Source organism: Pseudomonas sp. NFX5 (assembly GCF_049132125.1).
In the GTDB taxonomy this organism is placed as follows: domain Bacteria; phylum Pseudomonadota; class Gammaproteobacteria; order Pseudomonadales; family Pseudomonadaceae; genus Aquipseudomonas; species Aquipseudomonas marginalis.
In genome coordinates this window covers 22,302-43,241 of sequence record NZ_JAFMZG010000045.1, presented here as the reverse complement: position 1 = coordinate 43,241, position 20,940 = coordinate 22,302, and the positions used below count along the sequence as shown (strand labels likewise).

General features: G+C 64.8%; 26 protein-coding genes. 16 read left to right on the top strand and 10 right to left on the bottom strand.

Annotated elements, in window-relative coordinates; genetic code table 11:
- Positions 1-2 precede the first annotated feature (2 nt).
- From J1N02_RS31690 to J1N02_RS31650, 9 genes are read left to right on the top strand one after another with little or no spacing between them, the layout of a single operon-like run.
- Positions 3-320 carry a c-type cytochrome gene (locus J1N02_RS31690; protein ID WP_178084547.1) on the top strand — a complete coding sequence of 106 codons (318 nt, stop codon included), beginning with the start codon at positions 3-5 and terminating at the stop codon, positions 318-320.
- Positions 317-1,486, top strand: a complete 1,170-nt coding sequence (locus tag J1N02_RS31685) for a cytochrome D1 domain-containing protein (RefSeq protein WP_421148310.1) — start codon at positions 317-319, stop codon at positions 1,484-1,486. Before J1N02_RS31690 ends, J1N02_RS31685 begins: the two co-directional genes overlap by 4 nt.
- A gap of 1 nt (position 1,487) precedes the next feature.
- Positions 1,488-1,946: an Lrp/AsnC family transcriptional regulator gene (locus tag J1N02_RS31680; protein WP_027607201.1), complete on the top strand. Its 459-nt coding sequence runs from the start codon at positions 1,488-1,490 to the stop codon at positions 1,944-1,946.
- Positions 1,943-2,458: an Lrp/AsnC family transcriptional regulator gene (locus J1N02_RS31675; RefSeq protein ID WP_027607202.1), complete on the top strand. Its 516-nt coding sequence runs from the start codon at positions 1,943-1,945 to the stop codon at positions 2,456-2,458. Before J1N02_RS31680 ends, J1N02_RS31675 begins: the two co-directional genes overlap by 4 nt.
- Complete coding sequence (locus tag J1N02_RS31670) at positions 2,451-2,894, top strand: Lrp/AsnC family transcriptional regulator (protein ID WP_027607203.1); 444 nt, start codon at positions 2,451-2,453, stop codon at positions 2,892-2,894. Before J1N02_RS31675 ends, J1N02_RS31670 begins: the two co-directional genes overlap by 8 nt.
- Positions 2,869-3,378: a nitrite reductase gene (locus J1N02_RS31665; RefSeq protein WP_421148309.1), complete on the top strand. Its 510-nt coding sequence runs from the start codon at positions 2,869-2,871 to the stop codon at positions 3,376-3,378. The genes J1N02_RS31670 and J1N02_RS31665 overlap by 26 nt, the downstream gene beginning before the upstream one ends.
- 3 nt (positions 3,379-3,381) lie before the next feature.
- Positions 3,382-4,563: a heme d1 biosynthesis radical SAM protein NirJ gene (nirJ, locus tag J1N02_RS31660; protein ID WP_421148308.1), complete on the top strand. Its 1,182-nt coding sequence runs from the start codon at positions 3,382-3,384 to the stop codon at positions 4,561-4,563.
- A 44-nt stretch (positions 4,564-4,607) separates the two neighbouring features.
- Positions 4,608-5,447, top strand: a complete 840-nt coding sequence (gene cobA, locus J1N02_RS31655; RefSeq protein WP_027607206.1) for a uroporphyrinogen-III C-methyltransferase — start codon at positions 4,608-4,610, stop codon at positions 5,445-5,447.
- Complete coding sequence (locus tag J1N02_RS31650; protein ID WP_421148307.1) at positions 5,444-6,898, top strand: cytochrome D1 domain-containing protein; 1,455 nt, start codon at positions 5,444-5,446, stop codon at positions 6,896-6,898. Before cobA ends, J1N02_RS31650 begins: the two co-directional genes overlap by 4 nt.
- A gap of 310 nt (positions 6,899-7,208) precedes the next feature.
- Here the strand turns inward: J1N02_RS31650 and hemN are convergent, their stop codons facing one another.
- The 6 genes from hemN to J1N02_RS31620 all read right to left on the bottom strand — a co-directional run bounded on the left by hemN (position 7,209) and on the right by J1N02_RS31620 (position 12,791).
- A complete protein-coding gene (hemN, locus tag J1N02_RS31645; protein WP_027607208.1) occupies positions 7,209-8,594 on the bottom strand; it encodes an oxygen-independent coproporphyrinogen III oxidase in 1,386 nt (461 codons plus the stop codon).
- On the bottom strand, positions 8,581-9,696 hold the full coding sequence (locus tag J1N02_RS31640) for a coproporphyrinogen III oxidase (RefSeq protein WP_081744468.1): 1,116 nt from the start codon (positions 9,694-9,696) through the stop codon (positions 8,581-8,583). Before J1N02_RS31640 ends, hemN begins: the two co-directional genes overlap by 14 nt.
- A gap of 77 nt (positions 9,697-9,773) precedes the next feature.
- The gene (locus J1N02_RS31635) at positions 9,774-10,217 is read right to left on the bottom strand and encodes a hypothetical protein (protein ID WP_421148306.1); all 444 of its coding nucleotides are present in this window, start codon (positions 10,215-10,217) and stop codon (positions 9,774-9,776) included.
- Between the two features lie 95 nt (positions 10,218-10,312).
- On the bottom strand, positions 10,313-11,629 hold the full coding sequence (locus J1N02_RS31630) for an OprD family outer membrane porin (RefSeq protein ID WP_092357338.1): 1,317 nt from the start codon (positions 11,627-11,629) through the stop codon (positions 10,313-10,315).
- 170 nt (positions 11,630-11,799) lie between these two features.
- A complete protein-coding gene (locus J1N02_RS31625) occupies positions 11,800-12,345 on the bottom strand; it encodes a putative natural product biosynthesis protein (protein WP_421148305.1) in 546 nt (181 codons plus the stop codon).
- Positions 12,346-12,407: 62 nt separating this feature from the next.
- Positions 12,408-12,791: a DUF2946 domain-containing protein gene (locus tag J1N02_RS31620; protein ID WP_098479227.1), complete on the bottom strand. Its 384-nt coding sequence runs from the start codon at positions 12,789-12,791 to the stop codon at positions 12,408-12,410.
- A gap of 181 nt (positions 12,792-12,972) precedes the next feature.
- On the opposite strand from J1N02_RS31620, the gene J1N02_RS31615 reads away from it, so the two are divergent.
- Together J1N02_RS31615 and J1N02_RS31610 are read left to right on the top strand one after the other, a co-directional pair.
- Complete coding sequence (locus J1N02_RS31615) at positions 12,973-13,578, top strand: SCO family protein (protein WP_027607213.1); 606 nt, start codon at positions 12,973-12,975, stop codon at positions 13,576-13,578.
- Positions 13,578-14,045, top strand: a complete 468-nt coding sequence (locus J1N02_RS31610; RefSeq protein WP_146477236.1) for a copper chaperone PCu(A)C — start codon at positions 13,578-13,580, stop codon at positions 14,043-14,045. The genes J1N02_RS31615 and J1N02_RS31610 overlap by 1 nt, the downstream gene beginning before the upstream one ends.
- 67 nt (positions 14,046-14,112) lie before the next feature.
- On the opposite strand, the gene J1N02_RS31605 is transcribed toward J1N02_RS31610, so the two are convergent.
- Positions 14,113-14,442, bottom strand: a complete 330-nt coding sequence (locus J1N02_RS31605; protein ID WP_092357344.1) for a DHCW motif cupin fold protein — start codon at positions 14,440-14,442, stop codon at positions 14,113-14,115.
- 140 nt (positions 14,443-14,582) lie between these two features.
- On the opposite strand from J1N02_RS31605, the gene J1N02_RS31600 reads away from it, so the two are divergent.
- Complete coding sequence (locus J1N02_RS31600; RefSeq protein ID WP_421148304.1) at positions 14,583-15,068, top strand: HIT family protein; 486 nt, start codon at positions 14,583-14,585, stop codon at positions 15,066-15,068.
- Here the strand turns inward: J1N02_RS31600 and J1N02_RS31595 are convergent.
- Entirely contained in the window at positions 15,062-15,532 is a 471-nt protein-coding gene (locus J1N02_RS31595; RefSeq protein WP_027607217.1) for a GNAT family N-acetyltransferase, read from the bottom strand. The genes J1N02_RS31600 and J1N02_RS31595 overlap by 7 nt on opposite strands.
- A 335-nt stretch (positions 15,533-15,867) precedes the next feature.
- On the opposite strand from J1N02_RS31595, the gene J1N02_RS31590 reads away from it, so the two are divergent.
- Both J1N02_RS31590 and J1N02_RS31585 read left to right on the top strand, forming a co-directional pair.
- Positions 15,868-16,359 (top strand): GNAT family N-acetyltransferase, encoded by a 492-nt coding sequence (locus J1N02_RS31590; RefSeq protein WP_027607218.1) that lies wholly within the window; start codon positions 15,868-15,870, stop codon positions 16,357-16,359.
- 18 nt (positions 16,360-16,377) lie between these two features.
- Positions 16,378-16,803, top strand: coding sequence for a GNAT family N-acetyltransferase (locus tag J1N02_RS31585; RefSeq protein WP_027607219.1), 426 nt, complete (start codon positions 16,378-16,380; stop codon positions 16,801-16,803).
- A 59-nt stretch (positions 16,804-16,862) separates the two neighbouring features.
- On the opposite strand, the gene J1N02_RS31580 is transcribed toward J1N02_RS31585, so the two are convergent.
- The gene (locus J1N02_RS31580; protein WP_421148303.1) at positions 16,863-18,068 is read right to left on the bottom strand and encodes a TPM domain-containing protein; all 1,206 of its coding nucleotides are present in this window, start codon (positions 18,066-18,068) and stop codon (positions 16,863-16,865) included.
- Positions 18,069-18,196: 128 nt separating this feature from the next.
- Between J1N02_RS31580 and J1N02_RS31575 the strand changes: the two genes are divergently transcribed.
- On the top strand, positions 18,197-19,012 hold the full coding sequence (locus tag J1N02_RS31575) for an alpha/beta fold hydrolase (RefSeq protein WP_074847081.1): 816 nt from the start codon (positions 18,197-18,199) through the stop codon (positions 19,010-19,012).
- Positions 19,002-20,144 carry a PAS domain-containing sensor histidine kinase gene (locus J1N02_RS31570; RefSeq protein WP_421148325.1) on the top strand — a complete coding sequence of 381 codons (1,143 nt, stop codon included), beginning with the start codon at positions 19,002-19,004 and terminating at the stop codon, positions 20,142-20,144. Before J1N02_RS31575 ends, J1N02_RS31570 begins: the two co-directional genes overlap by 11 nt.
- Here the strand turns inward: J1N02_RS31570 and dapF are convergent.
- Positions 20,132-20,935, bottom strand: coding sequence for a diaminopimelate epimerase (gene dapF / locus J1N02_RS31565; RefSeq protein ID WP_421148302.1), 804 nt, complete (start codon positions 20,933-20,935; stop codon positions 20,132-20,134). The genes J1N02_RS31570 and dapF overlap by 13 nt on opposite strands.
- Between the last annotated feature and the right edge of the window lie 5 nt (positions 20,936-20,940).

Here is a 20,940-nt window from a genome sequence, read left to right as displayed (position 1 = left end):
CCATGCAAGCATCGATGATCGGTACGGCCATGGCGCTGCTCCTGCTGATTCCCGTGCGGGCAGCGGCCACCCCGGACGCTGCCCGCCTTGAACACCTGTTGACCCAGGATTGCGGGGCCTGCCATGGCCTGCACCTCACCGGCGGCCTGGGCCCGGCCCTCACACCGCAAGCCCTGGCCCACCACAGCCGCGACAGCCTGATCGCCACCGTGACCTACGGCCGCCCCGCCCGCGCCATGCCCGGGTGGGGCCCGCTGCTGAGTGCCGGCGATATTGCCTGGCTGGTCGACCGCCTATTGCAAGGAAGCCCCCCACCATGATGCGTCCCACCCTGTTATCCCTGTGCCTGTTGCTGGGTGCCTGCGCCCAACCTGCATTGCGCGGCAGCGGCGACCTGGGCCTGGTGATCGAACGCGCCAGTGGCAGCGTGCAGATTATCGAGAGCACCGGCATGACCGAACTGGCCCGTATCGAGGGGCTGGGCGACCTGTCCCACGCCTCGGCGGTGTTTTCCCGCGACCAGCGCTATGCCTACGTGTTTGCCCGCGATGGCGGGCTGACCAAGATCGACCTGCTGCGCCAACGCATCGAGCGGCGCATCGTCCAGGGCGGCAACAGCATCGGCGGCGCGATCAGCCAGGATGGGCGCCTGATCGCTGTGTCCAACTACGTGCCGGGCGGGGTCAAGGTGTTCGACGCCGAGAACCTGGCACTCATTGCCGACATCCCCGCGACGGAAATGGCCGATGGCAAGCGCTCGCGGGTAGTCGGCCTGGTGGATGCGCCCGGGCAGCGCTTCGTGTTCAGCCTGTTCGACACCGGCGAGATCTGGAGCGCCGACTTCAGCCACGGCAACCCGCCGCGCATCACCCGCTTCAAGGACGTCGGCGAGCAACCCTATGACGCGCTGATCACCGCCGACGGCCGCTACTACATGGCCGGGCTGTTCGGTGAGGACGGCATGGCCCAGCTCGACCTGTGGCACCCGGAGCGCGGCGTGGTGCGCGTACTCAAGGACTACGGCCGGGACCAGGCCAAGCTGCCGGTGTACAAGATGCCCCACCTGGAGGGCTGGGCCGTCGCCGATGACCAGGCGTTCGTGCCGGCGGTGGGACGTCACCAGGTGCTGGTGATGGACGCGCGCACCTGGCGGCAGACGGCGGCGATCCCGGTGGCCGGGCAGCCGATCTTTGTCACTGCGCGGCCCGACGGGCGCCAGTTGTGGGTCAACTTCGCCTACCCGGACAACGACCGGGTGCATGTGCTCGACACCGAAACCCACCAGGTGGTCGCCGACCTGCGCCCCGGCCCCGGTGTGCTGCACATGGAATTCACCGGGCGTGGCGAGCAACTGTGGCTGTCGGTGCGCGATGGCGAACAGTTGCAAGTGTGGGATCCGTACCGCCTGACCCTGCTGAAAAGCCTGCCGGCCCGGAGTCCCAGCGGGATTTTCTTCAGCCTGCGCGCGCAAAAAATGGGGTATTGAAATGGACCTTGATTCGCTCAGCCAGCAATTGATCGAACGCTTCCAGCACGGCATGCCGCTGTGCGCCGAGCCCTACCGCGAAATGGCCCAGGTGCTGGGCTGCAGCGCGGCCGAGGTGATGGCCTGCCTGCAACGCCTGGAACTGGCCGGCGCCTTGTCGCGCATCGGCCCGGTGTTCGAACACTCCCGCGCCGGCGCCAGCACCCTGGCCGCCCTGGCGGTGCCGATCGAGCGCCTGGAACAAGTGGCCGCACGGGTCAGCCAGTACCCGGAGGTCAATCACAACTATGCCCGCGAGCACCGTTACAACCTGTGGTTCGTGCTCACCGGGCCCCACCGCCAGCACCTGCAGCAGATCCTCGACGAGCTGGAGCAAGACACCGGCCTCACGCCCCTGGACCTGCCGATGCTCACCGCCTATCGCATCGACCTTGGATTCTCCCTCGGAGAGCAGCCGTGATCGCGCCACTGAACCACGAGCAGATGCTCGACCTGCGCCAGTGCCTGGAGCGCGGCCTGCCCATCGTGCCACGGCCCTACGACGAGCTCGCCGAGCAGATCGGTGCCCACCACGATCAGGTGCTGCAACAGATGCAGCAATGGCACGACCAGGGCCTGTTCCGTCGCGTCGGCCTGGTGCTCAATCACCGCGCCCTGGGCTATGTGGCCAATGCCATGCTGGTGCTGGATGTGCCGGATGCGCTGGTCGATGAAGTCGGTGCGCGCCTGGGCCGCGCGCCCGGCGTAAACCTGTGTTACCAGCGCCCGCGGCGCCTGCCGCAGTGGCGCTACAACCTGTTCTGCATGGTGCACGGGCGCGAGCGCGCGGTGGTCGAGGCGCAGATCCAGGCGTTGCTGGAGCAGCATCTGCTCAGCGACTTGCCCCACCAACTGCTGTTCAGCACCCGCGCCTTCAAGCAATGCGGTGGGCGTTTCGCGCCGCCGCCGTCACAGGTATGGGCCCATGGATGAGCTGGATCGACAACTGATCAACCGCCTGCAACACGGCCTGCCGCTGGTGCGCCAGCCCTGGCAGCAGGTGGCCGAGGAACTGCATTGCCCTGCGAGCGAACTGCTCGACCGCCTGCACGACTTGCTCGAAGACGGAATGCTCACGCGCTTCGGCCCGATGTTCGATATCGAGCGTCTCGGCGGCGCTTTCACCCTCGCGGCGCTCGCCGTACCCGAGGCGCGCTTTGATGCGGTCGCCGAGCAGCTCAACGCCCTGCCCCAGGTGGCCCACAACTACCGCCGCGAACACCGCTGGAACATGTGGTTCGTGCTGGCCTGCGCCACCGCGCAGGAGCTGGCCGATACCCTGTCGTGCATCGAGGCCCTGACCGGGCTGGCGGTGCTCAACCTGCCGAAGGAGCACACCTACCATGTCGGTCTGTATTTCCCGGTCTGACAACACCCTGGCCCTGCAACTGGTCGCCCTCACCCAAAGCGGCCTGCCGCTGGTGGAGGACCCATGGGCCTGGCTCTCCGAGCAACTGGGCATCAGCGTCGAGTCGACCCTCGACCTGCTCAAGCGCCTGCAGGCCGAAGGCGCGATCCGGCGTATCGCCGCCGTGCCCAACCACTACCGCCTGGGCTATCGGCATAACGGCATGACCGTGTGGGACGTGGCCGATGTGCACCTGCCGCGCCTGGGAGAACTGATCGGCGCCCAGCCGTTTGTCAGCCATTGCTACCGTCGCCCCCGACGCCCGGACTGGCCCTACAACCTGTTCGCCATGGTGCATGGCCGCAGCCGCGAAGAAATCGACAGCTACCGTGAGCACCTGCGTTTCCTGCTGGGGGATGCCTGCCGCGCCGACGAGATGCTGGTGAGCAACCGCATCCTGAAAAAAACCGGCCTGCGCCTGACGCCGGCGCACTCAAAGGAATAGCCCATGCTGCGAATCAGTCAGTACCTGCGCACCCTCGCCGGTCAATGCCCGCCGCCGCGCACCTCGCCCCCTGGCAGTGAGCGGCCGCCGGTGGTGATCTGGAACCTGCTGCGGCGCTGCAATCTCACCTGCAAGCACTGCTACGCCACCAGCGCCGACAGCGTGTTTCGCGATGAGCTCGACACCCCGGCAGCATTGCGGGTGATCGACGATTTGCACGACGCCGGGGTGCGCGTGTTGATCCTGTCCGGGGGCGAGCCGCTGCTGCGCAAAGACCTCTTCGTGCTGAGTGCCTATGCCCGTGACAAAGGTTTTTTCGTCGCACTGTCGACCAACGGCACGCTGATCGATGAGCACAACATCCAGCAGATCGCCGACGCCCGTTTCGACTACGTGGGCATCAGCATCGACGGCCTGGAAGCGACCCACGACGCGTTTCGCCAACTGCACGGCAGTTTCCAGCGCTCCATGCACGCCATCCGCCTGTGCCGCGAAGCCGGGATTCGCGTGGGCCTGCGCACCACCCTGACCCAGGACAACCATGGGCAGCTGCCGCAGTTGCTGGCGCTGATGCGCACCTATGACGTGCAGAAGTTCTACCTGTCGCACCTCAACTACAGCGGGCGCGGCAAACGCAGCCGCCAACTGGATGCGCACCGGCAGATGAGCCGCGAGGCCATGGCGCTGATTTTCCAGCAGGCCTGGAGCGATATTCAACACGGCGTGGACAGCGATTTCGTCAGCGGCAACAACGACGCCGACGCCGTGCTGTTGCTGCAATGGGTGCACCAGCACCTGCCCGAACACTACCCGCAGCTTGAACACCTGCTGCATGCCTGGGGCGGCAATGCCTCGGGCAGCGGCATCGCCAATATCGACAACACCGGCGAGGTGCACCCGGACACCTACTGGTGGCAGCAATCGGTGGGCAGTGTGCGCAACACCACCTTCCGCCAACTCTGGCTGGAGCAGCCCGACCCGTTGCTGCTGCGCCTGCGCGAACACCCGCGCAGCATTGGCGGGCGCTGCGCCGAGTGCCGCTGGCTGGCGATCTGCAACGGCAATACCCGCACCCGCGCCTGGGCCGATGGCGACCTGTGGGGCCCGGACCCCGGTTGCTATTTCAGCGACGCCGAGATCGCGCGCCAGCCCCTCAACCTGATCCCTTGCTCGACCACCCGGTGACACAACCGGGGGCCGCCTACCTGATGATGAACCAAGGACGTCCCATGCACACTTCAACTGCCCACTTCTCCACTGGCCTGCCAGCCAGTCTGCACAGCCCCTTGCACCCCGGCGAAGTCGCGTTGGTGGGCGCCGGCCCCGGTGACCCGCGCCTGCTGACCCTGCGCGCCTGGAGCCTGTTGATGCAGGCCGACGCGGTGGTGTTCGACCGGCTGATCAGTGCCGAACTGCTCGCGCTGATCCCGTTGACCTGCGCCCGTCATTACGTGGGCAAGGCCAGCGGTTGCCACAGCCTGCCCCAGGATCAACTCAATGAACTGCTGGCTGAGTTGGCCGACCAGGGCCAGCGGGTGGTGCGCCTCAAGGGCGGCGACCCGTTTATCTTCGGGCGCGGCGCCGAGGAGCTGGAGTACCTGCTCGCGCGCGGTATCCCGTGCCAGGTGGTGCCGGGCATCACCGCCGCCTCCGGCTGCAGCGCCTATGCCGGTATCCCGCTGACCCACCGCGAGCTGGTCAATTCGTGCCGTTTCGTCACCGGCCACCTGCAACGCGACGGTGCGTTGAAACTGCCATGGGCCAGCCTGGCCGAGCCGAGCCAGACCCTGGTGTTCTACATGGGCCTGTCGAACCTGGCACTGATCGCCGAGCATTTGGTGGCGGCCGGTTTGCCCGGGGACACACCGGCCGCCCTGATCAGCAACGGTGCACGCGCCGATCAACAGGTGGCCCGTGGCACCCTGCGCCAGTTGCCCACCCTGGCCGCCGACTGCGAACCCGGCGTACCGACGCTGACGGTGATCGGCCACGTCGTCAACCTGTTTGCCGACGCCGCCCTGCACTTCCCCGCCAGCCTGGCACCGGCCCGTGAAGCGGTGGCGGTATGAAACGCCTGCTGCTGGTGCCGCTGCTGTGGGCGACGGCCGCACACGCTACGCCCGCGCAGGACTACCGCCAGTATTGCGAAAGCTGCCACGGGCTTAATCGCATCGGCGCCACCGGCCCGGCGCTGCTGCCGGAGAGCCTGGGGCGAATCAAGCCGGATGAAGTGCGCAAGGTCATCGAACAAGGCCGGCCCGCCAGCCAGATGGCCGCGTTCAGTGCGCAACTGAGCGCCGCGCAGATGGATGGGCTGGCGCAGTTTCTGCAACAGCCGCCTGACTCACCGGCGACGTGGAACGAGCATGACACCCGCACCAGCCACAGCGTGCTGGCGGACCTGCGCCAATTGCCGAGCACGCCGCAACATCACGCCGACCCGCTCAACCTGTTTGTGGTGGTGGAGTCCGGCGACCATCACATGGATATTCTCGACGGCGACACCTTTGCCGTGCTGGACCGTTTCCCTACCCACTTCGCGGTGCACGGCGGGCCGAAATTCTCCCCGGACGGACGCTTTGTGTACTTCGCCTCGCGGGACGGCTGGATCAGCCAGTACGACCTGCACAACCTCAAGTTGATCGCCGAGATCCGCGTGGGCCTCAACACCCGCAACCTGGCGGTGAGCAAGGATGGCCGCTGGGTGCTGGCGGGCAATTACCTGCCGGGCAACCTGGTGCTGCTGGATGCGCGCGACCTGTCGCTGGTCAAGACCCTGGACACCGGCTCACGGGTCAGTGCGGTGTACACCGCGCCACCGCGCAACAGCTTTATCGTCGCGCTCAAGGACGTGAACGAGGTCTGGGAATTGTCCTATGCCGATGCTCGGCCCAGTTTCGAGCCCCGGCGCATCCAGGCCCAGGATGTGCTCGATGACTTCTCGTTCTCGCCCGATTACCGCCAACTGATCGCCACCTCACGCAAGGCCGGCGGCGGCCAGGTGATCGACCTGGGCAGCGGCCGCGTGGTCACCGATATCCCGCTGTCCGGTATGCCGCACCTGGGCTCGGGGACGTATTGGCAACGCAACGGACAATGGGTGTTTGCCACGCCGAATATCAGCAAGGGGCAAATCTCGGTGATCGACCTCAAGACCTGGAGCCTGATCAAACAGATCCCCACCCTCGGGCCGGGCTTTTTCATGCGCAGCCATGTGAACTCGCGCTATGTGTGGAGCGACGTGTTTTTCGGGCCGGACAATGATGCGATTCACCTGATCGACAAGCAGACCCTCGAGATCGCCCACACCCTGAGGCCAGTGCCGGGCAAGACGGCAGCCCATGTGGAATTCACCCGGGATGGGCGGTATGTGTTGCTGAGCATCTGGGCCACGGAGGGGGCGCTGATTGTGTATGACAGCCAGACGCTCGAGGAGGTGAAGCGCATTCCCATGAATAAGCCGTCGGGCAAGTACAACGTGGGCAACAAGGTGGAGTTTGCGGAAGGGACATCGCATTGAACACGGGTGACAGGCAGGAAGCAGCCAGGTCATAGAGCGCATGGGCACCGCCGGTCCCCTGTGGGAGATGTCGAGCTTCAGCGAGGCTTCGATGGCGGTGGCACTGCCGGCAGAGAGGTTGGCTGACCCACCACTATCGGGGGCAAGCCCCCTCCCACATTTGGTCGCGGTTGGCAGGTAGAAAGTGGCCCGGCTGTAGATCTGATGGGCGCCGCTGATCCCCTGTGGGAGATGTCGAGCTTTAGCGAGGCTTCGATGGCGGCGGCACAGCTGGTAGAGGTGTTGGCTGACACACTGCTAACGAGGAGTGTCAGACGGTACGGGAGAATTGGCCTTTGTGGGCGCCGCCCAGGTAGGCGTCGAAGGCCATGGCCACGCTGCGCACCATCAGTTGGCCCTTGGGCAGCAGTTGCAGCGCGTCGTCCTGGACCAGTAATAAGCCGTCCGCCACTTGCTCGTCCAGCTGCGTCAACGCTTGGGCAAAATACTCATTGAACCGAATGCCATGGGCCGCTTCCACCTGGGCGACATCGACGCGGCCGTCGCACATCAACCCATTGATCACCTCGCGGCGCAGTACGTCATCGGGGTTGAGCCGGTAACCGCGCTGCACCGGCAACATGCCCGCATCGATGCGCGCGTAGTACTGGGACAGCTCCTTGACGCTCTGGCTGTAGCTGTCGCCGACCTTGCCGATGGCCGATACGCCCAGGCCGATCAGGTCGCAATCGGCATGGGTGGAGTAGCCCTGGAAGTTGCGTTGCAGGCTGCCGTTGGCGCGGGCCAGTGCCAGCTCATCGTCGGGCAGGGCGAAGTGGTCCATGCCGATGTAGATGTAACCGGCCTCGGTGAGGCGGCGAATGGTCAGTTCCAGCAGCTCCAGCTTGCGCGCCGGGGGTGGCATGTCTTCGGGACGGATCATGCGCTGGGCGCGGATCTGGCTCGGCAAGTGTGCGTAGCTGTAGGCGGCCACGCGGTCGGGCCGCAGGGCGATCAGCTTGCTCAGGGTCACGTCGAAGCTGGCCACGGTTTGCAGGGGCAGGCCGTAGATCAGGTCGACACTCACCGACTTGAAGCGTGCCTCGCGGGCCGCCGCCACCAGTTGCAGGATCTGCGCTTCGCTTTGCACGCGATTCACGGCGGCCTGTACGTCGGGGTCGAAGTCCTGCACGCCGAAACTCAGGCGATTGAAGCCCAGGCGGCGCAGGGTGTTGATGCGCTCGAGGCTGATGGTGCGCGGGTCGACCTCGATGGAGAACTCATGGGCGTCGCTGTCATCCAGGCTGAAGTTGTCCGCCAGGCAGGCCATCAGTTCGGCCAGTTGCGCATCGTCCAGATACGTCGGGGTGCCGCCGCCCAGGTGCAACTGGGTCAGGCGCCGCGAGCGCTCGAACAACGCGCCCTGCATCTGGATCTCGCGCTTGAGGTACGCCACATACTCGACGGCGCGATGGGTCTTGCGGGTGATGATCTTGTGGCAGCCGCAGTAGTAGCAAAGGCTCTGGCAGAACGGAATGTGGATGTACACCGACAACGCCTTGGGCGCGGCGAGTTGGTGACTGGCGCGCACGGCCTGGTGATAGTCGTCCAGGGCAAACGCGCTGTTGAACTGCGGCGCGGTCGGGTACGAGGTGTAGCGCGGCCCCGGGCGGTCGTATTTGTGCACCAGGGCACGGTCGAACTCAAACGCCGTCATGGTCGATCACCTCGTCGTTGGCGCTGACGGGGGTGGTCAGGGGCTGGGTGACGTACAGACGCGCCGGGTCGGCGGTTTCGTGAAACCCGCCACAACAGGTGGCGAGCTGGCCGTTGCTCAGCTGAGCGCAGTACTCACGGGCATCCAGGGTGTTCTGGACACACAGCGTGTCGATCTGGCTGATGGCCCCCAGGCCAAAGCCGATGTGATCGCAGTAGCCGTGCAGGGTGAAGCCTTCGCAATTACGGCTGAGGCGGCCGCGCTCCTGGGCCTGTTTGAGGTCATCGTCGGTGCGGGCGAACTGGCCCAGGCCGATGTAGTGGTACCCGGCGGCGGCCAGGTGTTCAAAGCCGCTGCGGCGCATCGCGCGTTTATCCGCCGCGCTGCAAAACGCCTGGGATTGCCGGCCCTGGTAGCGCACCGGTGGCTGGGCGTAATCGAACAGTTGCAGGCGGTCAGGCTCCAGGGCAATCAGGCTGGCCAGTTTCTGCTCGAAACTGGCCGGCGTCTGCCAGGCATGGCCGTAGCCGAGGTCGATGTTCACTGAGCGAAACCCGAAGGTCCGCGCCGCATCCACCAGCGACTCGATGGGCGCCGGGTCCTGATAGCGTGCCTGGGACAGCGGCCCGTCCCGGTTGGCGTCGGGCACGCCGATGCTGGCGTGGTTGAAACCCTGGTCGCGCAACAGGCCCATGGTGGCCCAGTCGATGTGCCAGGGGTCGAGGTCGATTCGGTAGTCGCCACGGTCGTGGTCGAGAAAGTTGAAGCGGCTGTGCAGGTGTTCCAGCACCGTGCACACCTGCTCGATCGTCGGTGTGGTGCCGCGCAGGTGAAAGTGCTCGACTGGTTGGCGCGGGCCGAGCTGGCAGCCGATCAGCTGGATTTCCTGGGTGAGGCTCTGCAGGTACTCAGCGCCGGCATCGCTTGCCGGCCAGTGCAGGTTCAGCGCCAGGGGCCGCTGGCGCTGGCGGCTGTCGCGCAGGGCGCGCAGCAGGTCGAGGGAGCCGACGCCGGCATGGAAGCGGCGCGTGTCCGTCTGGCACGCCAGGTCCAGCACGCCCTGGTCCTGACGAAAGCGGGTGGGATGAAGATGGGTGCGCATGGCGGACTCCGGAACGGGCGGCGGTGGTCCATTGTCCGGTGCGACCGCTGCGCGCACCTTGATATGCATCAAGGTCGTTACCAGCTGAGGTAAAACATGCCCTTGGCCAGCAGCACAATGGCGACCATGTGCACAAACAGGCTCAGGTGAATGAAATGGCTATAGCGCGCACTGACCTTGCCCCGGCGCATCCGCGCCAGGGTCATCAGGAAGTGCAGCAGCACACTGGCGGCCAGGATCAACTTGAGGCTCAGCAACGTGCCGAACGCGGACGCCAGCGGGGCCGACAACGCCGGCAGGTAGCGCAGCCAGACCATGCCGAGCCCGGCGCCGAACAGCACCAGCAACACCCACGGCATCAACACCCGGGCACGCCGGGCGACGCCCTGCTCCACCAGCACCATCACCCGCATAGGCAAGTGCTGGTGCAAGTGCCCGAGGATCAGCACTTCGAAGAACACCGTGCCGATAAAGATCAGCGCGGCGAACAGGTGGGCCAATAGCAACAGGAGGTAGAGCATGCAAGCCTCGCAGAGGGACCGGCCGTGGGGAGCCCAGTGTGCGGGCTGGCGCACGGGGCGGCCTTGATGCCGGTCAAGCGTTGCTCCTGCCGAGCTTACAGCAACGGCAGGCTGTAGCTGACGATCAGCCGCGTCTCATCCTTGTCGGCGGTGTCATTGCCGCGCAGCACGGCGCTGCGCCAGGTCAGGCCCAGGCCCTTGAACGTGCCCGTGGGGATCACGTAGTCGACACGCACATCGCGCTCCCACTCGCTGTTGTCGCGACGCGCCGCGCGGATGTTGCTGCCGTGGATATAGGTCACGCTCGACTTCAGGCCCGGAACGCCCAGGCCGGTAAAGTCATAGGTGTAGTTACCCACCGTCGCCTGTTCGCCGGCGTTGACGAACTTCAACGACTGGGCGTTGGTGATCAGGTACAGCGAACGGCCCTGGCCCTGGTTGATGTGGGGAAAGTCACTGGCGCCGGTGGTTTTCTGATACCCCAGGCCCACGGAATGCCCGTGCACGCCATAGGTCAACATCGCGCTCCACAGGCGGTTGTCGACCTTGCCCGAGTTGACGCCCGGCGCGTAATACCCGGAACTCACATAGCCTTCATCGCGCCCGGCGGCGCTGCCGTTCTTGCCGTCGGCGGTGCTGTAGAAGTAACGCAGGTCGGTCTTGAGCTGCCCCACCGGCAACTGCCAGTTGTGCACCAGGCCGACGAAATGCTGCTGGTAGAAATTCTCCAGGGTCGCGTAGTAGTACTGCACTTGCAGTTGCCTGCTGACGGCGTAATCCACCCCGCCGTAGTAGAACTGGTTGCTGAACCGGCCCTTGGCCGGGTCGTTGGCCCCGGCGATCGACAGGCCCTGGCCGTTGCTGGAGTTGCGGTCGAGCACCTGCTCCATTTTGCCGGCGATCAGGTTGAAGTCCTTGAGGTCCCTGGAGTCGACCTGATAGCCACGGAAGGTCTGCGGCAACAAGCGGCCGTCTTCGGACATCAGCACCGGCATCTTCGGCATCAGGGTGCCGACCTTGAGCTGGGTTTGCGAGATGCGCACCTTGCCGGTGGCGCCGGTCTTGCTGAAGTCATGGGCGGCCTTGCCATCGGACAACGGGAAGACGCTGCCGGGGGTGTTGTCTTCACCGGCCTTGCCGGCGCGCCCCGAGGCATCCAGGCGCAGGCCATACATGGCCTGCAGGTCCAGGCCGAAGCCCACCAGGCCCTCGGTGAAACCGGACTGGTAGTTGAACATGAAGGCCTGGCCCCACTCCCTGTCCGACGGCGCCCTGGTGTTGCGGGTGTCCTGGTTGTAATAGAAATTGCGCAGGTCGAGGGTGGCTTTGCTGTCATCGATAAAACCCGATGCAGCCGCCTGCTGCGCGGCGCCGAAGGAGACGGCGAGCGCCAGGCACGTGGTGTGTTTCATGAAGGCTCCGTGAAGTGATTGAGGCGACCCCGTTACAGCCCAACCCTGTTGTTTGTCGGTCGGGTGGTGCTGCATTCAACGGGTGCGCGCACGGTATAGCCTTGGGCCGTGGGGAAACAGCCGCCAAAACCGTCAATCACTGTTGCGCTTTACGTAACAATCCCGCTCGTTCAAGGCACCGGCAACCAGCCCTGGAAGACCCCTGGGGAGGCGAGCGGACACCAGGCAAAATCCCATTGCGTGGCGGGGAGTGCCTGTTGTTCGGCGGCGGCACTGCGCACGTCCTTCCAATCGAACACCGTCAAGCCCTGCCAGGCCAGGACCACCCCCTGGGCCTGGCTGTCATCCGTACTGATCCAACGCGCCGCCGCAGCGGCCATGAAGGTCTCGATGGACTCTTCATCAATCTGCCCGCGATACGGCGACGCCAGCAGCCAACGGCACAGGTTCAGGTGCCAGGTCCAGTCCTGGGCCGGCTGGTTGCGATAGGCCCAGGTCATGAAGCTGCGAAACAGGTTCAGGCCCTCGGGCGGGTCGAGCTTTAGCAGCGTCGGGCAGATGTCGAACAGGGTGTGCCAATACGGCAACAGGCGTGCATCCAGGTGCACAAAGCAGCGGGCATTGCTCGGGTAGTCCGGGCGTGCCGGTTCCGCGCGCAGGCGACGGGACGCCTGGCTGACCAGACGGCTGGCGCCGGCAGGCAAGTGATGGTTCATAAAGCGCACTCACAGTCGTGACGATAGAACGCCCCCTGTTCACAGGAGGCCCAAGGCACACGTCAGAATGCGGGGGATGCGCGGGGGTTGGCCGAAGGCCAGGAATAACGCGGCGGCGCCTTGTTGCGCTGCTCATGGGCCGGGCGTGGGGCCTGCCCCAGGCCCAGCAACCAGGCCAGGCCGATCAGGAACACCAGCGCGACGGTCACGGCGTTGCACACCGGGCAGGCAAAGTAGTTCGAGATGTTACTGGAAGACGGGGCGCCCAGCCCTTTGTCGGAAAGTGGCGCCTGTTGGCCGCCCACTGCGCAGAACGCGCCACCGATGCCATTGAGCTGCTGGCCGGTCATCTGGCCATGGCCCAAACCGCACACGAACAGGTTCATCAGCACGCAGAAGTACAGGGTCCAGACGATCAGGGAACGGTCGGGGCGGCTCGATTTCATGGCGGCGACTCTACCACCAGCGGTGCAAAAGGATGAAATCCAGCGTGCCCCTGTGGCAGAACGTCGCAGATTACGCGGGCTGGCCAGGGTTGGTAGACTTGGCGCCCTCCTCGTTTACTCCTATTCAAAGCCCGCCGAGTTGATTTCGCGCAATGCGGGCGTTTCACAGGATGCACCGTTGATGAGTACGTTATTCACCCGCCGCAAGGTCCTGACCGGCATGGGCCTGTTGGGCCTGGGCCTGCTGGCCGGTTGTGACAACAGCCCCAAGTTGAACTTCAAGTACGGCAAGGACTTGAGCGACAAGATCATGGGCCGCACCTTCAAGCTCAAGAACACCGAGGGCGACACCGTCACCCTCAGTTCCTACCGTGGCCTGATGCCGGTGGTGTTCTTCGGTTTCACCCAGTGCCCGGCCGTGTGCCCGACCACGCTGGCCCGCGCCGCCCAGGCCAAGAAGCTGATGGGCCGTGACGGCGAGATCATGCAGGTGATCTTTATCACCCTGGACCCGGAACGCGACACGCCGCAGATCCTCGACAAGTACGTCAAGGCCTTCGACCCCAGCTTCGAAGCGCTGTACGGCACCCCGGAAGAAATCGCCGTGGCCGCCAAGGAGTTCGGGATCTTCTATGAAAAGATCCCCGCCGGCGACACCTACACCCTGTCCCACACGGCCACCAGTTTTGTCTTCGACACCCGTGGCAACCTGCGCCTGGGGTTGCAGGCATCCCTTACCGCTAAAGAGTGCGCAGAAGACCTGCTCACCGTCATGGAGGTCTGCTAATGACTGCCGTTCAACACCTCAAGCGCTTCACCCTCAGCCTCGCCCTGCTGGGTTTCGCCGCCCACGCCAGCGCCCAGGTGCAAGTCACCGACGCCTGGGTGCGCGCCTCGGTGCCGGGCCAACCGTCCAGCGGCGCGTTCATGACCGTGACCGCCGACAGCGACAGCAAGCTGCTCAGCGTGGCCTCGCCGGTGGCCAAGGACGTACAAATCCATGAAATGAGCATGAAGGACGACGTGATGCGCATGGGCCCGGTGGACGCGGTGGCCCTGCCGGCGGGCAAGGCGGTCAAGCTCGACCCGGACGGCTACCACGTGATGCTGATGGGCCTGACCGGCCAGATCAAGGAAGGCGACCAGGTGCCGCTGACGTTGACCGTGGAGAACGCCAAGGGCGAGAAGCAGACCGTTGAGGTCCAGGCCAAGGCGCGTGGGCTGGATGGCATGGACCATAGCAAGATGCATTGATGCAGCGGATTGGGGGGGCCTGTTCCTGTGGTGAGGGAGCTTGTTCCCTCACCACAAAGGTCCCCCTTCAATCCACGATAAATAGCTTCGCCCCGACACTCGTCGAGGAACGATGCGCCTCCATGTCATTGCCCACCTGGTAACTCATCCCGGCCGTCAGCGTGAACCGGCGGCCGTCTTCCAGCTCGGTGTGCAACTCGCCTTCCAGGCACAGCAGCACATGCCCGCGCCGGCACCAGTGATCGGCCAGGTAGCCGGGGCTGTAATCCACCCTGCGCACGCGGGTGGTGCCGAAGTGGCAGGTGCGCCATGAGGCACTGCCGCTGACGCCGGGGTGAAGCTCGGGTTCGAGGGTGGACCAGTCGGTGATGCCAAACGGGACAGCGGTGAGTTCCATGGTTTGCTCGGTCGTCAGTTAACGTGGCCTGAGGCTATCCACCTGACAACGTTCGCGATAGACACAGATCCCATGGTTTTGTGGGATACAGGCGAGCGTGCTTGTTATCCTGCCCACCCTGCTCCCAAGGACGCGCGCTGATGCAGATCGACCCCGCCAATATCCTGTTTGAGACCGAGCACTGGCTGCTCAACCATCACCTGGCTTCGAAGCTGCCGGGTTACCTGATGCTGGGTGCCAAGGCGCCTGTTGATTCCCTCGCCGACATGTCGGATGCAGCGCTGGCCGAACTGGGTGGACTGCTGGCGAAAACCCAGCGGGTCATGGAGGCGCAACTCAAGCCCAAGTGGTTGTATATCAGCCGCTATGGGCATCTGCCGGGGTTCCCGCTGCACTTTCATTTCATCCCGGTGTATGACTGGGTGGAGGAAGCATTCTGGCGGGATGAGCGCTATCGGCGGTTGCAAGGCTTGGGTTCCCAGGACCTGGCAAAAACGCTCACCGATGGCGCGGAACTGACGCTGTTTGTGTGGCGGGAGTTTGGTGAGAGCCTGATCCCACCGGTGATCCACGAGCCTTCACTCGCGCAGGTTATCGGCAACTTGCGCGTGCATTTGCGTCACTGATGCAGGTGTTTTTTCATCGGAATACACGCCAACTGCAACCCCGACGGCGAGTGATAAATCGCCTGTTCATCCCCCACGTAGCCGCACGCGCGATAAAAACTCGCGGCATTCAACGTCGCGTCCAGCACCACCTCTTCAATCGCCAGTTCCCGCGCGACCTGCTCAAGGTGATCCAGCATCGCCTTGCCATACCCGCGTCCGGTGAATGCGGGCAACACGAACAGCGCGCCGACTTCGTTGTTGGCCAGGTCGAGCATGCCGGTGGCCACCGGTTCACCGTTCAACCAGCCCAGGTAGAACGGTTTGTCCATCAGCGCGCTATAGCCGTCCTCGGCCTTGCCACGGGTCCAGAGCGCCATTTGTTCGGCGGTGTAGGCGCCGATGCATTGGCTGCGGATGGCTGCGCGGCGGATGTCAAAAGCGGCGTTGGCGTCGGTGGGGGTGGCGCGTTTTATTTCCAGCATGGGGTCCTTCCTTCATGGATTTCCGTTGCCCGCCCGGGTGAATGAATAACGGAGGTGAGGGAGCTTGCTCCCGCTTTGGCGGGCTCCACACTGCCTCTTGAATGCCGTGCCCCTGACCAACATACATCGAAAACAGCACCCACCACCAAGCCTGGCGCAGACAAAACTGTGGGAGGGGGCTTGCCCCCGATAGCGGTGGATCAGTTATAGATGGGCTGATTGACACGCCGCCATCGGGGGCAAGCCCCCTCCCACAATTTCGATCGGTGTTCTGCGCAGAGTCCCAGCGAGGCCGTTATGATGTGGACTTTCGCTCAACGCCCCAGGAAACGCCTATGCCCGCCCTCACCTTACGCAACGCCCTCCCCGCCGACGCCGCCCGTTGCTACGAGATTGAAATCACCGCCTACGAGGGCGACGAAGCCGCGACCCTGGAAAAGATCGCCACGCGTATTGCGCTATACCCGCAAGGCTTTTTGATCCTGGAAGCCGATAGCGAGGTGGTGGGTTTTATCAACGGCGGCTGCGCCCACGAAGTGATGATGTCGGACGAGGCCTTCAAGGAACTGGTGGGGCATTCGGCCGAGGCGCCGAATGTAGTGATCATGTCGGTGGTGGTCGACCCGGCGCATCAGGGCAAGGGGTATTCCAAGGTGCTGATGAGCGAGTTCGTGCAGCGCATGCGCGCGATGGGCAAGCGCACGATTCACCTGATGTGCAAGGAACGGCATGTGCCGTTGTACACCCGCATGGGCTACTCCTATGTCCAGCCGTCGCCCTCGGATCATGGCGGCATGGCCTGGCATGAAATGCTGATGACGCTTTAACCCACGGAGGGTTTTGCAATGACCGCAGCGCTTATTGAAGTCAGCGACCAGGCCAATCCCGACGCCGAGCGTATTCTCGGCAGCGGCCTGGCTGCGTTCAACGAAGGTATCGCCGGCTACAACGACCGCCTGCCACTGACGGTATTGCTCAAGGATCCCGAGACCCGGCAGACCGTCGGCGGCATCACCGGCAAAACCACCTTGGGCATGGCCTTCCTTGACCTGTTCCACCTGCCCGAGGCCCTGCGCGGCACGGGCCTGGGCAGCCGGTTGCTGCACGCCTTTGAGCACGAAGCCCGGCGTCGCGGCTGCGCGAACGCGGTGCTGTATACCCTCAGTTTTCAGGCCCCGGGCTTTTATGAAAAGCATGGGTGGGTGCGGTTCGGGGAGGTCCCTTGTGAACCGGCAGGCAGCAGTCGCGTGTTTCTGTCCAAGCGGCTGTAACGTCCAGGGCTTTGCCAGGCAGCCGTTTGCAGCCTGGCGTCAGGCCGAACAACCGCCGGTTACCAACTCCCCGACGCCCCGCCACCGCCACTGGAACCACCGCCCCCCGAGGAACTGCTGCTGGAGCTGGAGCCGCTGGAACCCGAACCGGAGCCACCGCCCGAGCCGGACCCCGAGCCGGAACTGGCAATGCTCTGCACAAACACGATAAACGCCACGAAGGAGGCCACTGGAATCGCCACGATCCAGCCCTGATACCCGTGCCCCAGCAGTGTCCCCGCAGCGACGTAGATGGCCATGACTGCCAGCGCACGCAGGAGGAAAAAGCGCGGGCGCTTTTTCCAGGATGCCCTGATGACGAAGAACAACCCGAGGTACAAGCCCAGCACCAACGCCGCGCCAAACGGCCACACCAGCCAATGGATATAACTGACTTCCACGAACCGGTTGGCGATCACCACCCCGGCGATGTAGGCCAACAGCCCTATCACGCAGTAGAACGCCGTGCGCGCCAGCCACAAGGCGCCGAAGGTGGCGCCGCCGATCAGGAGGGTCAGCGGCAGTACCAGCAGGTACATCGGCCATTCCCGGCCACCGGCGAATACCACCAGCGCCACGGTAACGACTGCCGTGGCGATCAACGCCCCCCGCCAGCCCAGCTTGCGCGCCGCAACCAGCACGCCACCGACGGCACCGCACACGAACGCCAGCAATACCGCAAGCGCCTCAAGACTGCCGCCGTGCCCGGCCACCTGCGGCAAGTCACCGCCATCCACCAGGACAACCAGGTCGTCCACGCCCTGCTCGACACCGCCGGCATAGTCGCCCTGGCGAAAGGCCGGGGTGATGTGTTCTTCAATAATCCGGTGGGCCAGCAGGTCGGTCACCGTGCCCTCCAGGCCGTAGCCCACCTCGATGCGTACCTTGCGATCGTCCTTGGCCACCACCAGCAGGATGCCGTCGTTGACATCCTTGCGTCCCAGTTTCCAGGCGCGGAACAGCTGGTTGGCGTAGTCCTCGATGCTCGCGCCACGGGTGGTGGGCACCAGCAACACCGCCACCTGCGCGCCTTTGCGCTGCTCAAGGGCGGCGAGCTGGTCTTGCAGACGGGTGGTGGTGGCGGCGTCGAGGGTGTTGGTGAGGTCGATCACCCGCTGGTCGAGGGCTACGCCGATGGGCGACGTCTCGGCCTGGGCGGTGATAAACAGGCCGGCGGACATCAATACCAGCAGACTCAAGACGGATTGCCGCAACCACCGCATCATGTTTGTTACCTGAAGTTTCTTCCTGAAGGCGCCGACTTTACCCTATCGGCGCTATAACGCGTGACCCAAAGCCATCGACTATCTAAACTGCAGCACACCTAGCAATACGCCATAACTTCGAGATCCCCATGGGCCTACTCCAGCGCAACAACGTCAACGTGATGGGTGACGGGCCCTCGACCCTGGTGTTTTCCCATGGTTTCGGCTGCAACCAGGCCATGTGGAACTACCTTGCGCCGCAGTTCAAAGAGCGTTTTCGCGTGGTGATGTATGACCTGACGGGCGCAGGCCTGTCCGACCTCAACGCCTTTGACAAGGCCAAGTACAGCGCGCTGGACGGCTATGCCCGCGACTTGAACGAGATCATCGAGGCCTTTGCCGAGGGCCCGGTCATCCTGGTGGGACACTCGGTCAGTGCCATGATCGGCACCCTCGCCGACCGCCTGGCCCCCGGCCGTGTCGCCGCCCATGTGATGATCGGCCCGTCGCCACGCTATATCGATGACGATGGCTACGTGGGCGGTTTCAAGCGCGCCGACATCGACGACCTGCTCGACACCCTCGACAGCAACTACCTCGGCTGGTCCAGCGCCATGGCCCCGGTGATCATGGGAGCCCCCGACCAACCGGCGCTGAGCGACGAGTTGACCGAGAGTTTCTGCCGCACCGAGCCGGAGATCGCCAGGCAGTTCGCGCGCGTGACCTTTATGTCGGACAACCGCCAGGACGTGATCGGCCTGCCCACCCCGGTGCTGATCCTGCAATCGAGTGACGACCTGATCGCCCCGGTGGCCGTGGGTGAATACCTGCACAGCGTGCTGCCCAACAGCACCTATTGCCTGGTGGACAACGTCGGCCATTGCCCGCACATGAGCGCGCCGCAGGCCTGCGCGGCGGCCATGGATGCCTTCCTCGCGCCGTGGATGGCAGCACGTGCCGGCTGATGTGTTCGACAGCGCCGCCTGCGCCCTGGCCGTCACCACGGAAGATGGCACGATCCTGCAGGCCAACGCACGCTTCAGCGACTGGCTGGGGTTCAGCATCGCCGAGCTGCAGGGCCGGCGTTTCCAGGACCTGCTGAGCATGGGCGGGAGGATCTTCCACCAGACTCACCTGACGCCCATGCTGCGCATGCACGGCAGCGTCACCGAGGTGAAGCTGGACCTGTTGCACCGCGACGGCCACAAGCTGACCGTGCTGCTCAACGGCAACAAACGCGAACAGGCCGGCTCGGTGGTGTACGACCTGGCGCTGTTCGGCACCACCGACCGCGACAAGTACGAGCGCGAGCTGCTCAACGCGCGCCACCTGGCCGAAGCGCTGTTGCAGGAAAAAACCGCCACCGAAGTCGCGCTGCAACAAGCCCAGGCCGAACTGAACGAGGCCTATGCCATCGCCCAGCGGCGCGCCCTGTTTGCCGAGCAGATGGTCGCGATTGTCAGCCATGACCTGAAAAACCCGCTCACGGCGATCCGCATGGCCTCGGACTTTCTCAGCCGTGGCGAACGCACGCCCAAGGAGCGCCAACTGCTGGGGCACATCGGCCAGTCCTCCGAGCGCGCGCAACGGATGATCGCCGACCTGCTGGACTTTACCCAGGCACGGGTCGGCCAGGGCATCACCATCAAGGCGGCGCCGCTGGACCTGCACGAGGTGATCCATCGCGCGGTGGACGAACTGCGCGTGGCGTTCCCCAAGGCAACGCTGAAGCATCACGCACAGGGCCGTGGCGACGCCTGCCTGGATGCCGATCGCGTGCAGCAAATCATCGGCAACCTGGTGGCCAACAGCGTGGCCTATGGCGATCCGCAACAACCGATCACCATCACCTCGCGCCTGGGTGCCGGCGCTTGCGAAGTGGCGGTGCACAACCACGGCACGGCGATTCCGGCAGGTTTGCTGGCCGGGCTGTTCGAGCCCATGACCCGTGGCACCGACCAGGGCAGCGACGTGCGCAGCGTGGGCCTGGGCCTGTATATCGTGCGGGAGTTGGCCAAGGTCCATGGCGGCGATGTGGCGGTGAGTTCCTGTGCCACGGCCGGCACCACCTTCACGGTGACGTTTCAGAACAGGTAGGCGCTGCCCTGCATGATCGGCTCCACACTGCCCGTCAACACCACACCGCCCTGCCCGTCCCAGTGCACCGTGACCGTACCGCCGTCGCACTGCACCTGCACCGTGGCGTCCAGCAAGCCACGACGGATGCCATTGACCACCGCGCCGCAGCAGCACGAACCGGAACCCAGCGGCACGCCGCCGCCACGCTCCCAGATGCGCAGGCGGATATGCCCACGGTCGAGCACCTGCACGAAATGCACATTGGTCCTGGCCGGGAACAGCGGGTGAATTTCCAGCGCCGGGCCGACGGCGGCCGGATCGATGGCGTTGATGTCGGCCACAAAAAACGTGCAATGGGGGTTGCCCATGCTACACGCCGCCGGGTCGCCCGCCAGCGGTAACCTACCCGTATCCATGGCCTCGGCCAGCGGCACGGCCGACCAGTCCAGGGACGGCGCGCCCATGTCGACCGACACTTGACGATCCGCTACCCGCACGCAGGTCAACAGGCCCCGGTCGGTGCGCAGCACAACCGAATCGCTGCGGGTTTCATGCATCAAACGGTCGGCCACCCCACGCGTGGCGCTGCCACAGGTTTGCAGCGGCGTGCCGTTGGGGTTCCAGAACTTGATGCGCGCAGCGGCGTCTTCGCAGTCGAGCACCACGGCCAGTTGATTGAAGCCAATGCCGGTGTGGCGATTGCCCAGGCGGCGGGCGACCTCGGGGGTGACAGGGTCGTCCAGGCCACGGCGGTCGATGATGATGAAATCGTCGCCGTGGGCGTGCATCTTTGTGAACGGCAAGGTCATGGGCT